This is a genomic window from Nonomuraea sp. NPDC005692 (genome assembly GCF_040631115.1).
GTDB lineage: Bacteria > Actinomycetota > Actinomycetes > Streptosporangiales > Streptosporangiaceae > Nonomuraea.
Map to the genome: position 1 here is coordinate 876526 of NZ_JBEXYU010000001.1, position 15977 is coordinate 892502.

At 73.7% G+C, this 15977-nt stretch carries 16 protein-coding genes; 12 read left to right on the forward strand and 4 right to left on the reverse strand.

From position 1 onward, the window contains the following. The 8 genes from ABZ459_RS04180 to ABZ459_RS04215 all read left to right on the forward strand — a co-directional run bounded on the left by ABZ459_RS04180 (nt 1) and on the right by ABZ459_RS04215 (nt 7785). Nucleotides 1-1146 (forward strand): glutathionylspermidine synthase family protein, encoded by a 1146-nt coding sequence (locus ABZ459_RS04180; RefSeq protein ID WP_357965593.1) that lies wholly within the window; start codon nt 1-3, stop codon nt 1144-1146. Nucleotides 1147-1170: 24 nt separating this feature from the next. Beyond that, entirely contained in the window at nt 1171-1602 is a 432-nt protein-coding gene (locus tag ABZ459_RS04185) for a DUF350 domain-containing protein (RefSeq protein ID WP_357965596.1), read from the forward strand. Nucleotides 1603-1697: 95 nt separating this feature from the next. Then, the gene (locus ABZ459_RS04190; RefSeq protein WP_357965870.1) at nt 1698-2822 is read left to right on the forward strand and encodes a helix-turn-helix domain-containing protein; all 1125 of its coding nucleotides are present in this window, start codon (nt 1698-1700) and stop codon (nt 2820-2822) included. A gap of 103 nt (nt 2823-2925) precedes the next feature. Next, a complete protein-coding gene (locus ABZ459_RS04195) occupies nt 2926-3822 on the forward strand; it encodes an ACP S-malonyltransferase (RefSeq protein WP_357965598.1) in 897 nt (298 codons plus the stop codon). Beyond that, the gene (locus tag ABZ459_RS04200) at nt 3819-4772 is read left to right on the forward strand and encodes a beta-ketoacyl-ACP synthase III (protein ID WP_357965600.1); all 954 of its coding nucleotides are present in this window, start codon (nt 3819-3821) and stop codon (nt 4770-4772) included. The genes ABZ459_RS04195 and ABZ459_RS04200 overlap by 4 nt, the downstream gene beginning before the upstream one ends. Nucleotides 4773-4852: 80 nt before the next feature. Further along, nucleotides 4853-5092, forward strand: coding sequence for an acyl carrier protein (locus tag ABZ459_RS04205; RefSeq protein ID WP_125639869.1), 240 nt, complete (start codon nt 4853-4855; stop codon nt 5090-5092). A 36-nt stretch (nt 5093-5128) separates the two neighbouring features. Continuing rightward, a complete protein-coding gene (gene fabF / locus ABZ459_RS04210) occupies nt 5129-6361 on the forward strand; it encodes a beta-ketoacyl-ACP synthase II (RefSeq protein WP_357965603.1) in 1233 nt (410 codons plus the stop codon). Next, the gene (locus ABZ459_RS04215) at nt 6361-7785 is read left to right on the forward strand and encodes a carboxyl transferase domain-containing protein (protein WP_357965605.1); all 1425 of its coding nucleotides are present in this window, start codon (nt 6361-6363) and stop codon (nt 7783-7785) included. The genes fabF and ABZ459_RS04215 overlap by 1 nt, the downstream gene beginning before the upstream one ends. A gap of 136 nt (nt 7786-7921) precedes the next feature. Here the strand turns inward: ABZ459_RS04215 and ABZ459_RS04220 are convergent, their stop codons facing one another. After that, on the reverse strand, nt 7922-8416 hold the full coding sequence (locus ABZ459_RS04220) for a DUF3145 domain-containing protein (RefSeq protein ID WP_352323642.1): 495 nt from the start codon (nt 8414-8416) through the stop codon (nt 7922-7924). A gap of 176 nt (nt 8417-8592) precedes the next feature. Here ABZ459_RS04220 and ABZ459_RS04225 point away from each other — a divergent pair, with 176 nt between their 5' ends. From ABZ459_RS04225 to ABZ459_RS04240, 4 genes are all read left to right on the forward strand, one after another. Next, nucleotides 8593-9606 carry a S8/S53 family peptidase gene (locus ABZ459_RS04225; protein WP_357965608.1) on the forward strand — a complete coding sequence of 338 codons (1014 nt, stop codon included), beginning with the start codon at nt 8593-8595 and terminating at the stop codon, nt 9604-9606. A gap of 72 nt (nt 9607-9678) precedes the next feature. After that, on the forward strand, nt 9679-10239 hold the full coding sequence (locus tag ABZ459_RS04230) for a sigma-70 family RNA polymerase sigma factor (RefSeq protein WP_352357697.1): 561 nt from the start codon (nt 9679-9681) through the stop codon (nt 10237-10239). After that, on the forward strand, nt 10236-10697 hold the full coding sequence (locus ABZ459_RS04235; RefSeq protein WP_357965611.1) for a hypothetical protein: 462 nt from the start codon (nt 10236-10238) through the stop codon (nt 10695-10697). Before ABZ459_RS04230 ends, ABZ459_RS04235 begins: the two co-directional genes overlap by 4 nt. 69 nt (nt 10698-10766) lie before the next feature. After that, nucleotides 10767-13319 (forward strand): CHAT domain-containing tetratricopeptide repeat protein, encoded by a 2553-nt coding sequence (locus ABZ459_RS04240; RefSeq protein ID WP_357965614.1) that lies wholly within the window; start codon nt 10767-10769, stop codon nt 13317-13319. Nucleotides 13320-13332: 13 nt separating this feature from the next. Here the strand turns inward: ABZ459_RS04240 and ABZ459_RS04245 are convergent, their stop codons facing one another. The 3 genes from ABZ459_RS04245 to ABZ459_RS04255 form a co-directional block, all read right to left on the reverse strand. After that, entirely contained in the window at nt 13333-14145 is an 813-nt protein-coding gene (locus tag ABZ459_RS04245) for a sulfurtransferase (protein ID WP_357965617.1), read from the reverse strand. Beyond that, complete coding sequence (locus tag ABZ459_RS04250) at nt 14142-15254, reverse strand: nucleotide pyrophosphatase/phosphodiesterase family protein (protein ID WP_357965620.1); 1113 nt, start codon at nt 15252-15254, stop codon at nt 14142-14144. Before ABZ459_RS04250 ends, ABZ459_RS04245 begins: the two co-directional genes overlap by 4 nt. Before the next feature lie 92 nt (nt 15255-15346). After that, nucleotides 15347-15937 carry a DUF5998 family protein gene (locus ABZ459_RS04255; RefSeq protein WP_352323634.1) on the reverse strand — a complete coding sequence of 197 codons (591 nt, stop codon included), beginning with the start codon at nt 15935-15937 and terminating at the stop codon, nt 15347-15349. Nucleotides 15938-15977 lie beyond the last annotated feature (40 nt).

Genomic DNA, 15977 nt, shown 5'->3' on the forward strand with positions numbered 1-15977 from the left:
GTGCGCCGCGAGCATGGCATCGCCCGGCCCGGCTGGGAGAGGACGATCGAGAGTCAGGGCCTGGCCTACCACCGGGCGGCCCACCCCGAGGGCCTGAGTAGGCCCTACTGGGACGAGTCGGTGCACTACGTGCTGTCCCTGGAGGAGGTGGAGTCGCTGGAGGAGCAGGTCGAGGAGCTGCACGGCATGTGCCTGCGGGCCGTCGAGCACGTCGTCTCCACCGGCCGCTACGCCGACTTCGCCGTCCCCGAATGGGCCAGGGACGCCGTGGCCCGCTCCTGGGAGCGCCGCGACCCCCACCTCTACGGCCGCTTCGACCTGCGCTACGACGGCACCTGCCCGGCCCGGCTGCTGGAGTACAACGCCGACACGCCGACGTCGCTGGTGGAGTCGTCGGTGATCCAGTGGTTCTGGCTGCAGGACGCCCACCCCGGCGACGACCAGTGGAACTCCCTGCACGAGCGGCTCATCGAGCGCTGGCGCGAGCTGCCGCTGCCGCCCGGCCCCACGCACTTCGCCTTCACCAACGCCGACGAGACGGGCGAGGAGGCCATGACGGTCGCCTACCTGCAGGAGACCGCCGAGCAGGCGGGCCGGCGGACGGTCGCCGTCGCCATGGAGGACATCGGCTGGGACGAGCTCAACCGCCGTTTCGTCGACGCCGGGGACGAGATGATCCGCTCGGCGTTCAAGCTCTACCCCTGGGAGTGGATGCTCGCCGACGACTTCGGCCGGCACGCGGTGCGCCACTCCACCTGGATCGAGCCGCTGTGGAAGGCGCTGCTGTCGAACAAGGCACTGCTCGCCGTGTTGTGGGAGCTCTACCCCGGCCATCCCAACCTGCTGCCCGCCTACCTCGACGGGCCGCGCGAGCTGACCTCCTACATCGCCAAGCCGCTGCTGGGCAGGGAGGGCGCCTCGATGCGCATCGTCACCCCCGAGGGCACCCAGGAGACCCCGGGCCGTTACGGCCGGGAAGGCTACGTCTTCCAGGGGTTCGAGGCCCTGCCCGCCTTCGAGGGCCAGCGGCCGGTGCTCGGGGCCTGGATGGTCGCCGACGAGGCCGCCGGGCTCGGCATCAGGGAGACCACCGGCCTGATCACCGACGACACCTCCTCCTTCGTCCCTCATCGCATCGCGATCTGAAGCACCCCCGTGATTGGAAATGACGTGACCCTTCTCGAAGTCCTGGCCCGCGGCGCCGGCGCGATCGCCGCGTACGCCGCCGTCGGCGTGATCCTCCTGATCGTCGGCTTCTACGTGATCGACTGGGCCACGCCCGGCAAGCTGAGCGAGATCATCCGCACCGAGCGCAACGCCAACGCCACGCTGCTCACCACGTCCGCGCTGGCGGCGATCGGGCTCATCGTGGCCGCGTCCATCTGGTCCTCCGGCGGCCGGCTGGCCGAGGGGCTCGCGGGCACGGCCGTGTTCGGGCTGGTCGGCATCGTGGTGCAGACGGTGGCGATGCTGGTGTTCGACAAGGTCGTCGGGATCTCCGTACGCGAGCTGGTGAAGGAGCCGGAGCTGCAGCCCGGCGCGCGCCTGCTGGCGGTCACCCACGTGGCGATCGGCCTGATCACGGCGGTTGCGGTCATCTGAAACACCACCGTTCCGGTCATCGGAACCGACCTGGCACTCTAGGAGGCGTGACAGACCGGACCCGGGAGGACACCACGCGAAGGCTCGAGCGCGCCATGGGCGCGCTCGGCACGGCGGCGATGGCCCGCATGGACGACCAGCTCCCCTGGTTCCGCGCGCTCAGCGCCGAGGACCGCTCGTGGGTGGGCCTGGTGGCCCAGGCCGGCATCGCCGCGTTCGTGGAGTGGTTCCAGCACGCCGGCGAGAACCGGCCGACGCCCAGCATCGAGTTCTTCGGCACGGCCCCGCGCGAGCTCAAGCGCTCGATCTCGCTCCAGCAGACGGTCGACATCGTCAGGGTCGTGGTCGAGGTGGTCGAGGCCCAGACCGACGAGCTGGCCGCGCCGGGCGGCGAGGACCAGCTCCAGCAGGCCATGCTCCGCTACACCCGCGACGTGGCCTTCGCCGCCGCGCACGTCTACGCCCGCGAGGCCGAGGCCCGCGGCTCCTGGGACGCCAGGCTGGAGGCGCTGATCGTCGACGCGCTGGTGCGCGGCGAGGTCGACGACGGCCTCCACTCCTGGGCCGCCGCGCTCGGCTGGACCTCCTCCCCCGTCGTCGTGATCGCCGGGCACGCCCCCGACGACGACCCGCGCGCGGTCATCGACGGCCTGCGCGACAAGGGCCGCCGCATCGGCATGGACCTGCTGGCCGGCGTGCAGGCCGACCGGCTGATCGTGATCGTGGGCGGCGCCGACAGCGTCCACGACGCGGCCCGGCAGGTCGTGGCGCGCTTCGGCGTGGGCCCGATCGTCATCGGTCCCGAGGTCCCCGACCTGCACGCCGCCGCGCGGTCGGCGCGGGCCGCGCTGGCCGGGCTGAAGGCGTCCGCGGGCTGGCCGGACGCCCCCAGGCCGGTGCACGCCGAGGACCTGCTGGCCGAACGCGCCCTCGACGGCGACGCCGACGCCAGGGAGCAGCTCATCGAGAACGTCTACCTGCCGTTGGCCGGCACACCCCTGCTCGATACGCTGGCCACCTACCTCGAACAGGGCACCTCCCTGGAGGCGACGGCCCGGCTGCTGTTCGTGCACCCGAACACGGTCCGCTACCGTCTGAAGAAGATCACCGAACTCACGGGCTACCAGCCCACCGAGGGCAGGTCGGCCTTCACGCTGCAGGTCGGTCTCATCCTGGGCCGGCTTTCCGAAGGCGCCGCGGCATGGCGGGCCCTAACGTAACATTCCCGAAATCTTCACTGTAGGGTTCCTACAAAACACCCGGGACAAAGTTCGTACGGATCTCCATCCGCGTGTCGAAGTTCTACAGGGCATGGTGGTTTTTGTGCTTGTACTCGTCGCTCCGGGCCAAGGCGCCCAAACCCCAGGCTTCCTGACCCCCTGGCTCGAGTTGCCCGGTCTGGCCGACAGACTCGGTGCGTGGTCGGAGGTCGCCGGGATCGACCTGGTCGCCTACGGCACCACCGCCGACGCCGACGAGATCCGCGACACCGCCGTGGCCCAGCCGCTGCTCGTGGCCGCCGCGCTGGCCGCCGCCGAGGCGCTGGGGGCCTCCCCCGACCTGCTGGCCGGCCACAGCGTGGGCGAGTTCGCCGCGGCCGCGCTGGCCGGGGTGCTCACCTCCGAACAGGCGCTGGGCCTGGTCCGCGAGCGCGCCCAGGCCATGGCCAAGGCCGCCGCCGTCACCGAGACCGGCATGACCGCCGTGCTCGGCGGCGTGGAGGCCGACGTGCTGGCCGCGATCGAGCGCCACGGGCTGACCCCGGCCAACATCAACGGCGCGGGCCAGATCGTGGCGGGCGGCACGCTGGAGCAGCTCGCCGCCTTCAAGGACGACGCGCCCGCCCGCGCCAGGCTCATCCCGCTCAAGGTGGCCGGCGCGTTCCACACCGGTCACATGGCCCCCGCCGTCGACGCCCTGCGCGAGGCGGCCTGGAACGTCGTGCCCGGCGACCCGCAGGTCACGCTGCTGTCCAACGCCGACGGCCGGCCCGCCGCCACCGGCGCCGAGTTCGTCCAGCGGCTCATCTCGCAGATCAGCAGCCCCGTCCGCTGGGACCTGTGCATGGCGACGATGGCCGAGCTGGGCGTGACCAAGATGATCGAGCTGCTGCCCGGCGGCACGCTGACGGGGCTCGCCAAGCGCGGCCTGCGCGGCGTCGAGACCGTGGCGCTGAAGACACCCGACGACCTCGACGCGGCCAGGGAGCTGATCAAGTGAGGATCCCCGACATCGCCCCCGGCGCCCGGATTCTGGCCCTCGGCCATTACCAGCCGGACAACGTCGTCACCAACGACGACCTGGCCAAGACCATGGACACCAACGACGAGTGGATCCAGTCCCGCGTCGGGATCAAGGAGCGCCGGGTCGCCTCGGCCACCGAGTCCGTCGAGGACATGGCGGTCCAGGCCGGCGGCAAGGCGCTGGCCGCCAGCGGCCTGACCCCCGACGAGATCGACCTGGTGATCGTGGCCACCTGCACGCTGGAGACCCAGATCCCCAACGCCGCGGCACTCGTGGCCCACCGGCTGGGCATCCAGTCCCCGGGCGCCTTCGACGTCAACGCCGCCTGCGCCGGCTTCTGCTACGCGCTGGCCACCGCCAGCGCCGCGGTCCGCGGCGGCGCCGCCAGGAACGTGCTGGTCATCGGCTCGGAGAAGCTGTCGCAGTGGGTCGACTGGACCGACCGGTCCACGGCCGTGATCTTCGCCGACGGCGCCGGCGCCGCCGTGGTCGGCCCGACCGACACGCCCGGCATCGGCCCGGTCGTCTGGGGCAGCGCCGGCGACAAGTCCGAGGCCATCTCCATCGCCGACCGCACGAAGTTCCTCTCCCAGGAGGGCCAGACGGTCTTCCGCTGGGCCACCGCGCTGCACCCGGTGGCCCTGGAGGCGTGCGCCCGCGCCGGGGTCGACCCCTCGGAGCTGGCGGCGTTCGTCCCCCACCAGGCCAACCTGCGCATCATCGAGGCCATCGCGCGCAAGCTCGGTGCCGACAAGGCCGTCATCGGCCGCGACATCGTCACCGCGGGCAACACGTCGGCGGCCTCCATCCCGCTCGCGCTCTCGCGGATGCTGGAGCGCGGCGAGGTCCGCTCAGGCGACCTCGCGCTCATCCTCGGCTTCGGCGCCGGTCTGACCTATGCGGGCCAAGTGATCGAGATTCCGTAGGATCCGGTACGGCTCCCGCCGTACCTCAGCTCGTACGGCGGACGCCGTACAGAAACCAGAAATGAAGGAGAAATAGCGACATGGCTGCCACCGAGCAGGAGATCCTCGCGGGCCTCGGCAAGATCATCAACGAGATCACCGGCATTCCGGCCGGCGAGGTGACCCCCGAGAAGAGCTTCGTCGACGACCTCGACATCGACTCCCTGTCCATGGTCGAGATCGCCGTGGCCGCTCAGGACGAGTTCGGCGTCGAGATCCCCGACGACCAGCTGAAGAACCTGAAGACGGTCAAGGACGTCCTCAACTTCATCCAGGCCTGACGCCCAACAGTTCTGACCAGTAAGGAGCGCGAAAACGTGAGTGCGAACCGGGTACGTGTCGTCGTCACCGGGCTCGGCGCGACGACGCCCGTCGGTGGAGACGTCACCTCGACCTGGACGGCGCTCCTCGCCGGTCAGTCGGGTGTGGAGACCCTCACCACGGAGTGGATCGACTCCGTCCCCGTGCGGTTCGCGGGGACGGCGGCGGTCGACCCCACCGAGGTGCTGCCCCGCCCCGAGGCCCGCCGTCTCGACCGCAGCGAGCAGTTCGCCATGGTCGCCGCCAGGGAGGCCTGGCAGGACGCCGGCGCCCCCGAGGTGGCTCCCGAGCGGCTGGGCGTCGTGGTCTCCAGCGGCATCGGCGGCATCACCACCACCCTGACCGCGTACGACACGTGGAAGGAGCGCGGCTGGAACCGGCTGTCGCCCTTCACCGTGCCGATGCTCATGCCCAACGGCCCGGCCGCCTGGATCGGCATCGACCTGGGCGCCCAGGCGGGCGTGCACGCCACCGTCTCCGCCTGTGCCTCCGGCGCCGAGGCGATCGGCTACGCCATGGACATGATCCGGCTCGGCCGCGCCGACGTGGTGGTCGCCGGCGGCACCGAGGCCGCCATCCACGGCCTCAACATCGCCGCCTTCGCCGCCGCGCGGGCGATGTCCACCCGCAACGACGACCCGCAGGGCGCCTCCCGGCCGTGGGACCGCGACCGTGACGGGTTCGTGCTCGGCGAGGGCGCCGGCATCGTGGTGCTGGAGTCGGAGGAGCACGCCAAGGCGCGCGGCGCGCGCATCTACGCCTACGCCTCCGGCGTGGGCTACTCGGCCGACGCCCACCACATCACCCAGCCCGAGCCCGAGGGCCGCGGCATCATCATGGCGATGACGCAGGCGCTGACCGACGCCGAGATCACCGGCCTCGACGTCAAGCACGTCAACGCGCACGCCACCTCCACCCCGGCGGGCGACGTCGGCGAGGTGCAGGCCGTGGCCAAGGCCATCGGCACCCACCCGCTGGTCACCTCGACCAAGTCCATGACCGGTCACCTGCTCGGCGGCGCCGGCGGCATCGAGTCCGTCTTCACGATCAAGGCGCTGCAGGAGCGGATCGTCCCGGCCACCATCAACCTCGACAACCTCGACGACGGCATCGAGGTCGACATCGTCCACGGCGCCAACCGCTCGCTGCCGCAGGGCGACATCGCCGCGGTCAACAACTCCTTCGGGTTCGGCGGGCACAACGTGACCGTCGTCTTCAAGGGGGCTTGATGACCGTACTGGACAGCCGGGTGGTGGGTGAGGGCTCCGGCCAGGAGCCCGCCGACCCCCGCGATCCAGTCGTCCGCCTGGCAGCGCTGCTCGACGAGGGCTCGCTGCGGCTCATCACCCCGCAGGACAACAGCGGCGTCCTGGCCGCCATGGGCAGGATCGAGGGCGTGCCCGTCGCGGCCTTCTGCAGCGACGCGCGCTTCCAGGGCGGCGCGATGGGCAGCGAGGGCTGCGAGCACATCGTGCACGCCTACGACGTGGCCGTCCGCGAGCGGGTGCCGGTCATCGGCATCTGGCACTCCGGCGGCGCCCGGCTCGCCGAAGGCGTCGAGTCGCTGCACGCCGTCGGCCGGGTGTTCGCGGCCATGACCAAGGCGTCGGGCGTCGTGCCGCAGATCTCGGTGGTCGTCGGCCCGGCGGCCGGCGGCGCCGCCTACGGCCCGGCGCTCACCGACCTGGTGATCCTGGCCGACACCGGCCGCATCTTCGTGACCGGCCCCGACGTCGTGCGCAGCGTCACCGGCGAGAGCGTCGACAGCGAGGCGCTGGGCGGCCCCGAGCCGCACAGCAGGCGCAGCGGCGTCGTGCACGTCGTCACCAAGACCGAGGCCGACGCCTACCTCCAGGCACGCCGGCTCGCCACGCTGCTCGGCCACCAGGGCCGGGTGCGGCCCGGCGCGGTCGAGGAGGTCGACTTCTCCTCACTGCTGCCGGAGTCCGCGCGCCGGGCGTACGACGTCAAGCCGCTGGTCAACGGCCTGCTCGACGAGGCCGGCGTCGAACTGCACGCCAAATGGGCGCCCAACGTCGTCACGTCGCTGGGCCGCCTCGGCGGCCGGACGGTCGGCGTCGTCGCCAACAACCCGCTGCGGCTGGGCGGCTGCCTCGACGCCACGTCCGCCGAGAAAGCCGCTCGCTTCGTACGTATGTGTGACGCCTTCGGAGTGCCATTGGTTGTCCTCGTGGACGTGCCCGGTTACCTGCCGGGCGTCGGCCAGGAGCACGACGGCGTGGTCCGGCGCGGCGCCAAGCTGCTGCACGCCTTCGCCGAGGCGTCGGTGCCCCGGGTCACGCTGGTCACCCGCAAGGCGTACGGCGGGGCGTACATCGCGATGAACTCGCGGGCGCTGGGCGCCACCAAGGTGTTCGCCTGGCCGACCACCCAGGTGGCGGTCATGGGGGCCGTGGCGGCGGTGCGCGTGCTCAAGCGGCGCGAGCTCGCCGCGGCGCCCGAGGAGGAGCGGCCCGCGCTGGAGCAGCGGCTCGCCGAGGAGCACGAGAGGCTCGCCGGCGGCCTGGCACGGGCCCAGGAGCTGGGCGTCATCGACGAGGTGATCAAGCCCGCGGAGACGCGCGGCGCCATCGCCAAGGTGCTCGCCCAGGCCACCCCGGCCAGGGGCGCACACGGCAACATCCCGCTGTAGAGGTCGGTTCCGCGAAAGGCCCCGCACCGAGACCCGGTGCGGGGCCTTTCCGTTGTTCGAGAAGCCGGGGGGCTCAGGGCATGACGTGCCTGCCGCGGGCCGCCCCCGGCAGGCGCTCGGCGGGAGGTGGGTCAGGTCAGACGGCGGCGTGCAGCCAGCGGACGGGAGCGCCGTCGCCGGCGTACCTGAACGGCTCCAGCTCCTCGTCCCACGGCCGGCCGAGCAGCTTGTCGAGCTCGTCCTCCAGCACGCACCGGCCCTGGGCGGCCATCATCATGGCGGCACGCAGGCGGTCTTCGGGGATCATGATGTCGCCGGCCGCGCCGATGACCGCGGTGAAGGCGCCGAGCGTCGGCGTGTAGGCGTGTCTGGAGCCGTCGACGCCGGGCGAGGGATCCTCGGTGATCTCGAATCTCAGGCGCTGCCAGCCCATGAGGGAAGAGGCGATGGCCGCCGCGATGCCGGCGCGGCCCTCCCACTCCGCCTGCGCGCGCACGACGTTCGGCGCGGCTGGTTGCGGTGTCCACGTCAGATCAACGGGCACGCCGAGGACACCCGCGACTGCCCATTCGATGTGAGGGCACAGCGCGGGCTGAGCCGAGTGGACGTAAAGGACGCCACGAGCAGACACCGGACCTCCCGTTTCGGTACGAGGTGCGCCTTCCCCAACGGCCTCGCCCCGGGATGATCACAAGTGACTAGGGGAAGACTACCGTCGGTCGCCATCGGACACCAGAGGGGGGCCATACCAAGTTGGTGCGGGCGTGTCACGTGACAGTTGTGGCGGGCGGGGAAACATACCGGCTCATGGACATGCAATCTGTCGGCGAGGCGTTCATCCGGCCAGGTCAGGTGCTGGTCGACCGGGGCGCGGTGTCGGCCGCCGCCCGCTGGACGCAGGCGGTCTCCGAGGCCGACGGGGTCACCGTCCTGCACCTGTCGGCCGGGGTGGACCCGTGCGAGATCACCGCCGAGCTGCGCGACCGGGGCTTCCGGGCCTCACCCAACCACGTGCTCACCGGACAGCCGCTGTTCTTCGGCGGGCCGGCGTCCCGGCCGTTCCCCACGCCGCCGGTCTCCTTCCGGCCGGCCAGGTCGCGTTCGGAGGTGGTCGTGGCCCTGCTCGACACCGGCGTGGCCAAGCACCCGTGGTGGTCGGGCAGCGACTGGTACGCCAGGCTCGGCCCGGAGAGCGCCGACGCGGCCCAGGGGGCGCAGGCCGGGCACGGCACGTTCGTGGCCGGCCTGCTGACCCGCCGGGCGCCGGGCGCCAGGCTGCGGGTCCGCCGGGTGCTCGACGGCGACGGCCTGGGCGACGAGGCGACCGTGGTGCGCACCCTCCACCGCATGCGCGAGGACCCGCCCCAGGTGCTCAACCTCTCCTTCGGCTGCCACTCCTTCGACGACCGGCCGCCGCCCCTGCTGTCCGACGCCATCGGCGCGCTGAAGGACACGGTGACGGTGGCCTGCGCCGGCAACACCGCCTCCGACCGGCCGTTCTGGCCCGCCGCCCTGCCGTGCGCGGTGGGCGTGGCGGCCCTCGACGCCGCCCAGGAGCGCCGCGCGCCCTTCTCCGGGTACGGCACCTGGGTCGACGCCTGCGCCCGCGGCGACTGGCTGACCAGCAGTTTCCTGGACACGGGCGAGTTCGCCGGCTACGCGGCCTGGAGCGGCACGTCGTTCGCCACCGCACTGGTGTCGGGGGCCGTGGCCGACGCCGCCCGGCGCGAACCGGCCAAGGAAGCCGTCGAACGACTGCTCGACCCCCGGCAGTCCCGGCAAATTCCCGATCTGGGAGTTCTCGTACCCACGAGTCTGTAGAGTTTACGCTCAGTCCTCGGCCAATCACGCGGAGGCAGGATGACCTCCCCGTTCGGGACGAAAGGAGGCCGCATGAGCGACTTGCGCGATCCGGCGGAGCTGCTCCGCGACGCGGCCGACGGCGACCGATCCGCCTGGGACGAGATGGAGTCCCGGTTCGGCCCGCGCATGTGGGCGCTGGCCCGTTCGTGCGGGCTGGGCGAGGCCGACGCCGCCGACGCGGTCCAGGGCGCCTGGCTGCGGCTGCTCCAGCACATGCACGACATCCGCGACCCCTCGCGGGTGGGCGGCTGGCTGATGACCACCACCCGCCGTGAGGCGCTCCTCCTGCTGCGGAAGGAGCCGTCGGGCCTGCTGGTCGCCGATCCGGAGGGCAGGCCCACCTTCGGGGCCGTCGAGGAGCCCGACCCCGCGTCCGCCGTGCTGGAGGCCGACGGCAGGCGTCTGCTGTGGAAGTCGGTCTCCGCCCTGCAGGAACCCTGCCGCACTCTGCTGCAGCTGGTCGCGACCGATCTCGGAAACCAGCAGATGGCGATGCGGCTCGGGTTGCCCGTGGGCAGCGTGGGGCCGACCAGGGCCCGCTGCCTGGAGAAACTGCGCACTCTGCTCTCACTACAGGAGACAGCGCAATGATCAACGACGAGTACTTCCTGGCCGCGCTCCGGCTGGCCGCCGGCATGGATCCGATGCCCGGGCACGTGTCGGCCGCCGCGCGTGACATCTACGGGCTGCGCGTTCCCCAGGCGGTGACCGCCAACCCGGCCGACCACGGCGGGGGCCGCGCCGCGCGGTCCGGTGCGCCCGACCGCGACGACGGCTCCCATCTGGTGCGGTTCGTCACCGACGGTCTCACCTTCGACCTGGAGGTGACCGTGGGCGACGGGCTGATCGACGTCGCCGGGCAGATCTTTCCCGATCCCGGGGAGGGCGCCGTCATCGACGTGCGCACCCCCCACCTGACGCTCACCCGGCAGGTCACCCAGAACGGCCGGTTCGCCGCCACCGGGCTGCCGCCCGGATGGCTGAGCGTCGTGTACCACCGTCCCGGTCACGCCCCCGTCCAGACCAGGTGGGTGCGCATCCGGCCCTGACGCCGCCGCCGCCCAGGCACGCGCCCGCGCCGTACGCCCCCACCCCTCCTCCCCGCCGGTCAGCCCGCCATGAGCGTCACTTCTCCCCCACCAGGATCAGCAGCCGACCACGGTCCGCTCGTCGAGGCGGCCGAGGCCGCCGTGCTGCGCGCGCACGTCGATCCCGAGCAGGCCCTTTACGCCGGCCGCACCGTCCTGGCCGCCGCCCGCCGCGCCGAGGCCCCCGAGGCCGAGGCGATCGCGCTGCGCGCCATGGCGCTGGCCGCCCGCGAGCTGGGCGATCTCCTGGCCGCCGAACACTGCCTGCGGCAGGCCATCGCCATCCCGGGCGCTCCGGCCGAGCGCCAGGCCCAGGCGCGGCTGTCGCTGGTCACCGTGCGCACCGAGCGCGGGCACCCGCTCCAGGCCCTGCGCGTGGCCGCCCTGGCCTGGGCCTACCTGTCGCCGCTCGACCGCGCCAAGCTCGACACGCAGCGCGCGGTCGCCCTGGCCCACCTGGGCCGCCACCAGGAGGCCATCGCCGCCTGCGACCGGTCGCTGCGGGCCCTCGTGTCCGCGCCCGGCACGGTCGACGACCGGCGGTTCCTGGCCGGCGGCCTGCTCAACCGCGGCCTGATCCACGCCTACCGCGGCGACTGGGACGCCGCCATGCGCGACATCGCGGCCTGCCTGCAGATCGCCCAATACGCCGGCCTGCGCCACCTGGCCCGGCTGTCGGCCGCCAACCTGCCGTTCCTCGCCGTGCGGCGGGGGGACATCGCGGGCGCGTTCGAGCACTACCGGGAGGCCGAGGACACCCTGTTCGGCTTCCCCGAGCGGCTGGCCACGATGCGGGCCGACTTCGCCGGCGCGCTGCTGGCGGCGCACCTGCCCGGTGAGGCCAGGGCGATGCTGAGCCTGGCCGTGCCCGATCTGGAGTCGTCCGGCGCGCAGGTGGCGCTGGCCGAGGCGCGGCTGAAGCTGGCCCAGGTCGAGCTGCTCACCGGCGACCCCCACCGGGCGCGGCAGGTGGCCGAGCAGGCGGCGCGCGAGCTGGCCGAGCAGGAGCGGCTGTCGTGGCTGCCGCTGGCCGGCGAGGTCGTCCTGCGCGCCCGGCTGGCGGTCGGGCCGGTCACGTCCGAGCTGGTCACCGATCTGATCAAGTGCGCCGACGAGCTGGAGGACGTCTCCTCGCACGTGGCCGCCGCCGCGGCGCTGCGGCTGAGCGCGGCCGAGGCGGCGCTCTCCGTCGACGACCATCCGGTGGCCTCGGCCCAGTTGCGCAGGCTCACCCGGCACGCCGAGCGCGCCGAGCGCTGGATGCCGGCCGGCACCCGCCTGACCTCGCTGGCCCCCGAGCCGCAGACCACGCAGCTCGCGCAGATCCCGGCGACCGTACGCCAGCACGCCCTGGCTCTGGAGGCGGCGCTGCGGGAGGACGTCACGGGGGCGCTGCGGGCGGTCCGCGACGGGCTGGCCGAGGTGAGCGGGCAGGTGGAGACGTTCGAGGATCCGGCGCTGCGGGCGCACGCGGCCCGGTCCGGGGAGCGGCTGGCCGCCTTCGGGCTGGGCCTGGCGGTGCGCGACGGGTGCGCGGGCGAGGTGTTCGAGTGGGCCGAGCGGTGGCGCGCGGTCGCGGCGCCGGAACACGCGTGCGGCCTGGTGGAGATCGACCGGGTCCGGGCGGCGCTCGACGGCGCGGCGCTGGTGGAGTTCGTGGCCGACGAGGAGACGCTGCTGGTGGTGCTGATCACCGCCGACCGGCTGATCCTGCGGCGGCTGGGCGACGTGCGGCAGGCGCGTGAGGCGATCATGCGGCTGCGCCACGCCCTGCGTCAGTGGGGTGCGGGGCTCGACGTGGCCGGTCCCGCCCAGGCGCTCACCGAGCTGACCGACGCCGGCGCGGAGCTGGAGCGGCTGCTGCTGGGGCCGCTCGTGGCCGAGCTGGGTGACCGGCCGCTGGTGGTGGTGCCGGTGGGGCCGCTGCACACCCTGCCCTGGGGTGCGCTGCCGGGGCTGCGTGAGCGTCCCGTGAGCGTGGCGGCGAGCGCGGCGGCGTGGGTGGGCGCGCGGCGGCGGGCCCGCGTGCGGGAGGGAGCGCCGGTGGTGCTGGCGGCGGCCGGGCCCGAGCTGGCGCACGCGGAGGAGGAGGTGGCCCGCGTGCTGGCCTGCCATCCGGGCGCGCGGGCGGTGCCCGGCCGCAGGGACGACGTGCTGGCGGCGCTCGGCGAGGCCGACGTCCTCCATCTGGCCGCGCACGGCGCCTTCCACGCCCGCAGCCCGCTGCTGTCCGGCATCACCCTCGGCGACGGGCAGCTCATGGCCTACGACCTGCTGGGCCTGCACCGCGCGCCGGAGCTGGTCGTGTTGTCGGCGTGCAACTCGGGCATGGCCCGTACGCCGGCGGAGGGGGCGCCGCTGGGGCTGCCGGGCACGTTCCTGGCGCGTGGGAGCTCGTGCGTGGTGGCGGGGATGGTGCCCATCGGGGACGAGGCGGCGATGGCCATGATGGGCGCCTTCCACGAGCTGCTGGCCGCCGGGCAGGCGCCGGACGCGGCTCTGGCCTGCGCGTCGGCCAAGACCGGCCTGCTGGGGTTCGTCTGTTTCGGGGCGGGCGACCGGCCGCTCCACCCGGCCGGCTGACCGCGTTCCGGCCTCAGCCGGTGGCCACCGGGCGGGCCGGGTCGGCGACCCAGTTCGACCAGGAGCCGACGTAGAGCGCCGCGGCCACGCCGGCCAGCTCCAGGGCCAGCACCTCGTGGGCGGCGGTGACCCCCGACCCGCAGTAGGCGCCCACCGGGACGCCCTCGCGCACGCCCAGCCCGGCGAAGCGGTCGCGCAGGACGGCGGGGGCGAGGAACCTGCCGCCCTGGTCGACGTTGCCGGTCGTGGGCGCGTTCACCGCGCCGGGCACGTGCCCGGCCACCGGATCGACGGGCTCGACCTCGCCCCGGTACCGTTCGGCGGCGCGGGCGTCGAGCAGCACGCCCTCGGCGGCCACCGTGGCGGCTTCGTCGGCGGTCAGCGTCGGCATGCCGCCGGGCCTGGCGGTGAAGTCGCCCGGCGCGACGTCGGGCTCGTCCTTCGTGACCGGCAGGCCGGCCTCGGCCCAGGCCGCCAGGCCGCCGTCGAGCACGCGTACGGACCGGTGGCCGAAGTAGCGCAGGGCCCACCAGGCGCGGGCGGCGGTCGTGGAGCCGGCGTCGTCGTAGACCACGACCGGGCGACCGTCGGACACGCCCAGCGCGCGCATGGCCCGCTGGAACTCCTCGGCGCCGGGCAGCGGGTGGCGGCCGGCGGGGCCGGGGGGCGCGGCGAGGTCGGCGTCGACGTCGCAGAAGACGGCGCCGGCGAGGTGCCCCTCGCGGTAGAGCTCCACGCCGGGCGGGCCGCCGAGCCGCCAGCGCACGTCGAGCACGGACACGTCGGGCAGCGCGGCGAGCTCGGCGGGCGTGATCAGCGCACTCATCGGGTGGATACCTCCAGCAGCGGGACGTTGAGCTCGGCGGCGGTCAGCGAGCCGTGGTAGCCGGTGAACAGCGCCTCGATCGGATGACGGGTGGGGGCGGTGACGGCCAGACCGGCGCGCGGCACGGCCACGACGTCGCCGATGCGGCCCAGCCACGCCTCGCGCACCCGGGGCCCGAACCAGCCGGACTCGACCGCCTCCTGCCTGGACACTACCCAGGCGCGGTCGCCGAGGGTCGCGCGCCACGCCTCCAGGACGTGCCCCGCGGCTCCGGGCTCGGCGTAGACGTGCCTGGCCCGGGCCTCGCCGCCGAGCAGCGCCACGCCCTCGGTCAGCGCGGGCACCCGCTCGGCGTCGATCTTCTCGGTGGCGTTGACCATGCCGTGGTCGGCGGTGACGTAGAGGGCCGTACCGGGCGGCAGGGTCTCGGCCAGCCGCCGGGCCAGGCCGTCGACCACGGCGAGCTCGCTCAGCCACTCCTCGCCACCCCATCCGGCCAGGTGGCCGACGGCGTCGAGCTTGCCGTAGTAGGCGGTGACGTGGGTGCGGGGCGCGGCGCGCAGCACCTCGCCGACGCGGGCGACGATGTCGTCGACGCCGTCGGCGGCCACGTAGCGGACGCCGCGGTAGACGGCCCTGGTCAGGCCGGAGCCCTCGAACTCGGCGGGGGCGACGTAGACGGCGTCGACGCCCTGGGCGGCGGCGCGCTGGTAGACGGTGGGAGCGGGCTGCCACTCCTCGGGGTCCATCGTCAGGCCGCCGGGAAGGGTCCAGCGCAGGCAGTTGAACAGGTGGCCGGTGCCGGGGACGGCCAGCGTCAGGCCGACCATGCCGTGCTCGCCGGGGGTCAGGCCGGTGCCGAGCGAGCACAGGCTGGTGACGGTGGTGGCGGGGAAACCGGCGGTGAGGGTGCGGGCGGGCAGGGCGGACAGGAAGGGGGCGGTCTCGGGGTGGGCGCGGAGCAGCTCGGCCCCCAGGCCGTCGACCAGGAGCAGGCAGACGCGCGCCGCGGGGTCGAGGGCCAGCGGGTTGGGCTCGGTCAGGCCGAGGGCGGCCAGCAGCGAACCGGGGAGGTCCGCCAGCGACCCGGAGCCGTAGTCCGGCAGCATCCCCACATCCTAGTGGCCGGGGGTGGTCAGGCGGCGGCCCTGACGGTGACCGGGTGCGGGCGGGCGATGCTCCGAACGGCGGGCCGTCGTGGTCAGGCGGCGGCTCGGGCGGTGGCCTCGGACAGGGCCTTGGCGAAGGCCAGCACGTGGGTGACCGCCTCTGGGCCGTCGGCCGCCTCGCTGACCCGCAGCGACAGGTCGTCGGCCGTGATCGCGCCGGTGTAGCCGTGGTCGGCGTCGCAGTTCTCGTCGCCGCAGGTGGCGGGCTCCAGGTCGACGTGGGAGATGGCGCCCCAGCCGATGGTGAGGGTGACCTCCGTGGGCGGGACGCCGGGCACGTAGGAGGCCGGGTCGGGCACCACGCGGGTGACGGCCACCGACTGGACGCGGCTCAGCCGGACCGCCTCGGTGGTCGTGGACGCGTGGGAGGCCGAGACGCCCTCGACCGCCGGGTGTTCGTCGGTGTGGCAGACCAGCAGCCTCGTCGTCGACAGCACCAGGACGGTGACGTGCCTGCGGACCTCCATCGCGGGATCGAAGGTGGCCTCGTGGTGGACCACGAACGCGGTCACGGCCTCCTTGCCCAGCGCGGATTCGACCGCATCGGTGACGAGGTCGGGGTAGTAGCCGCTGCGCTCGATCGCTTCACGCAGGCCCGCGGCTGAGACTCGGGTTTCCCTCATGCCTCCATCCTGCCAGGGCCGCGCAGTGCACTCACCCGCC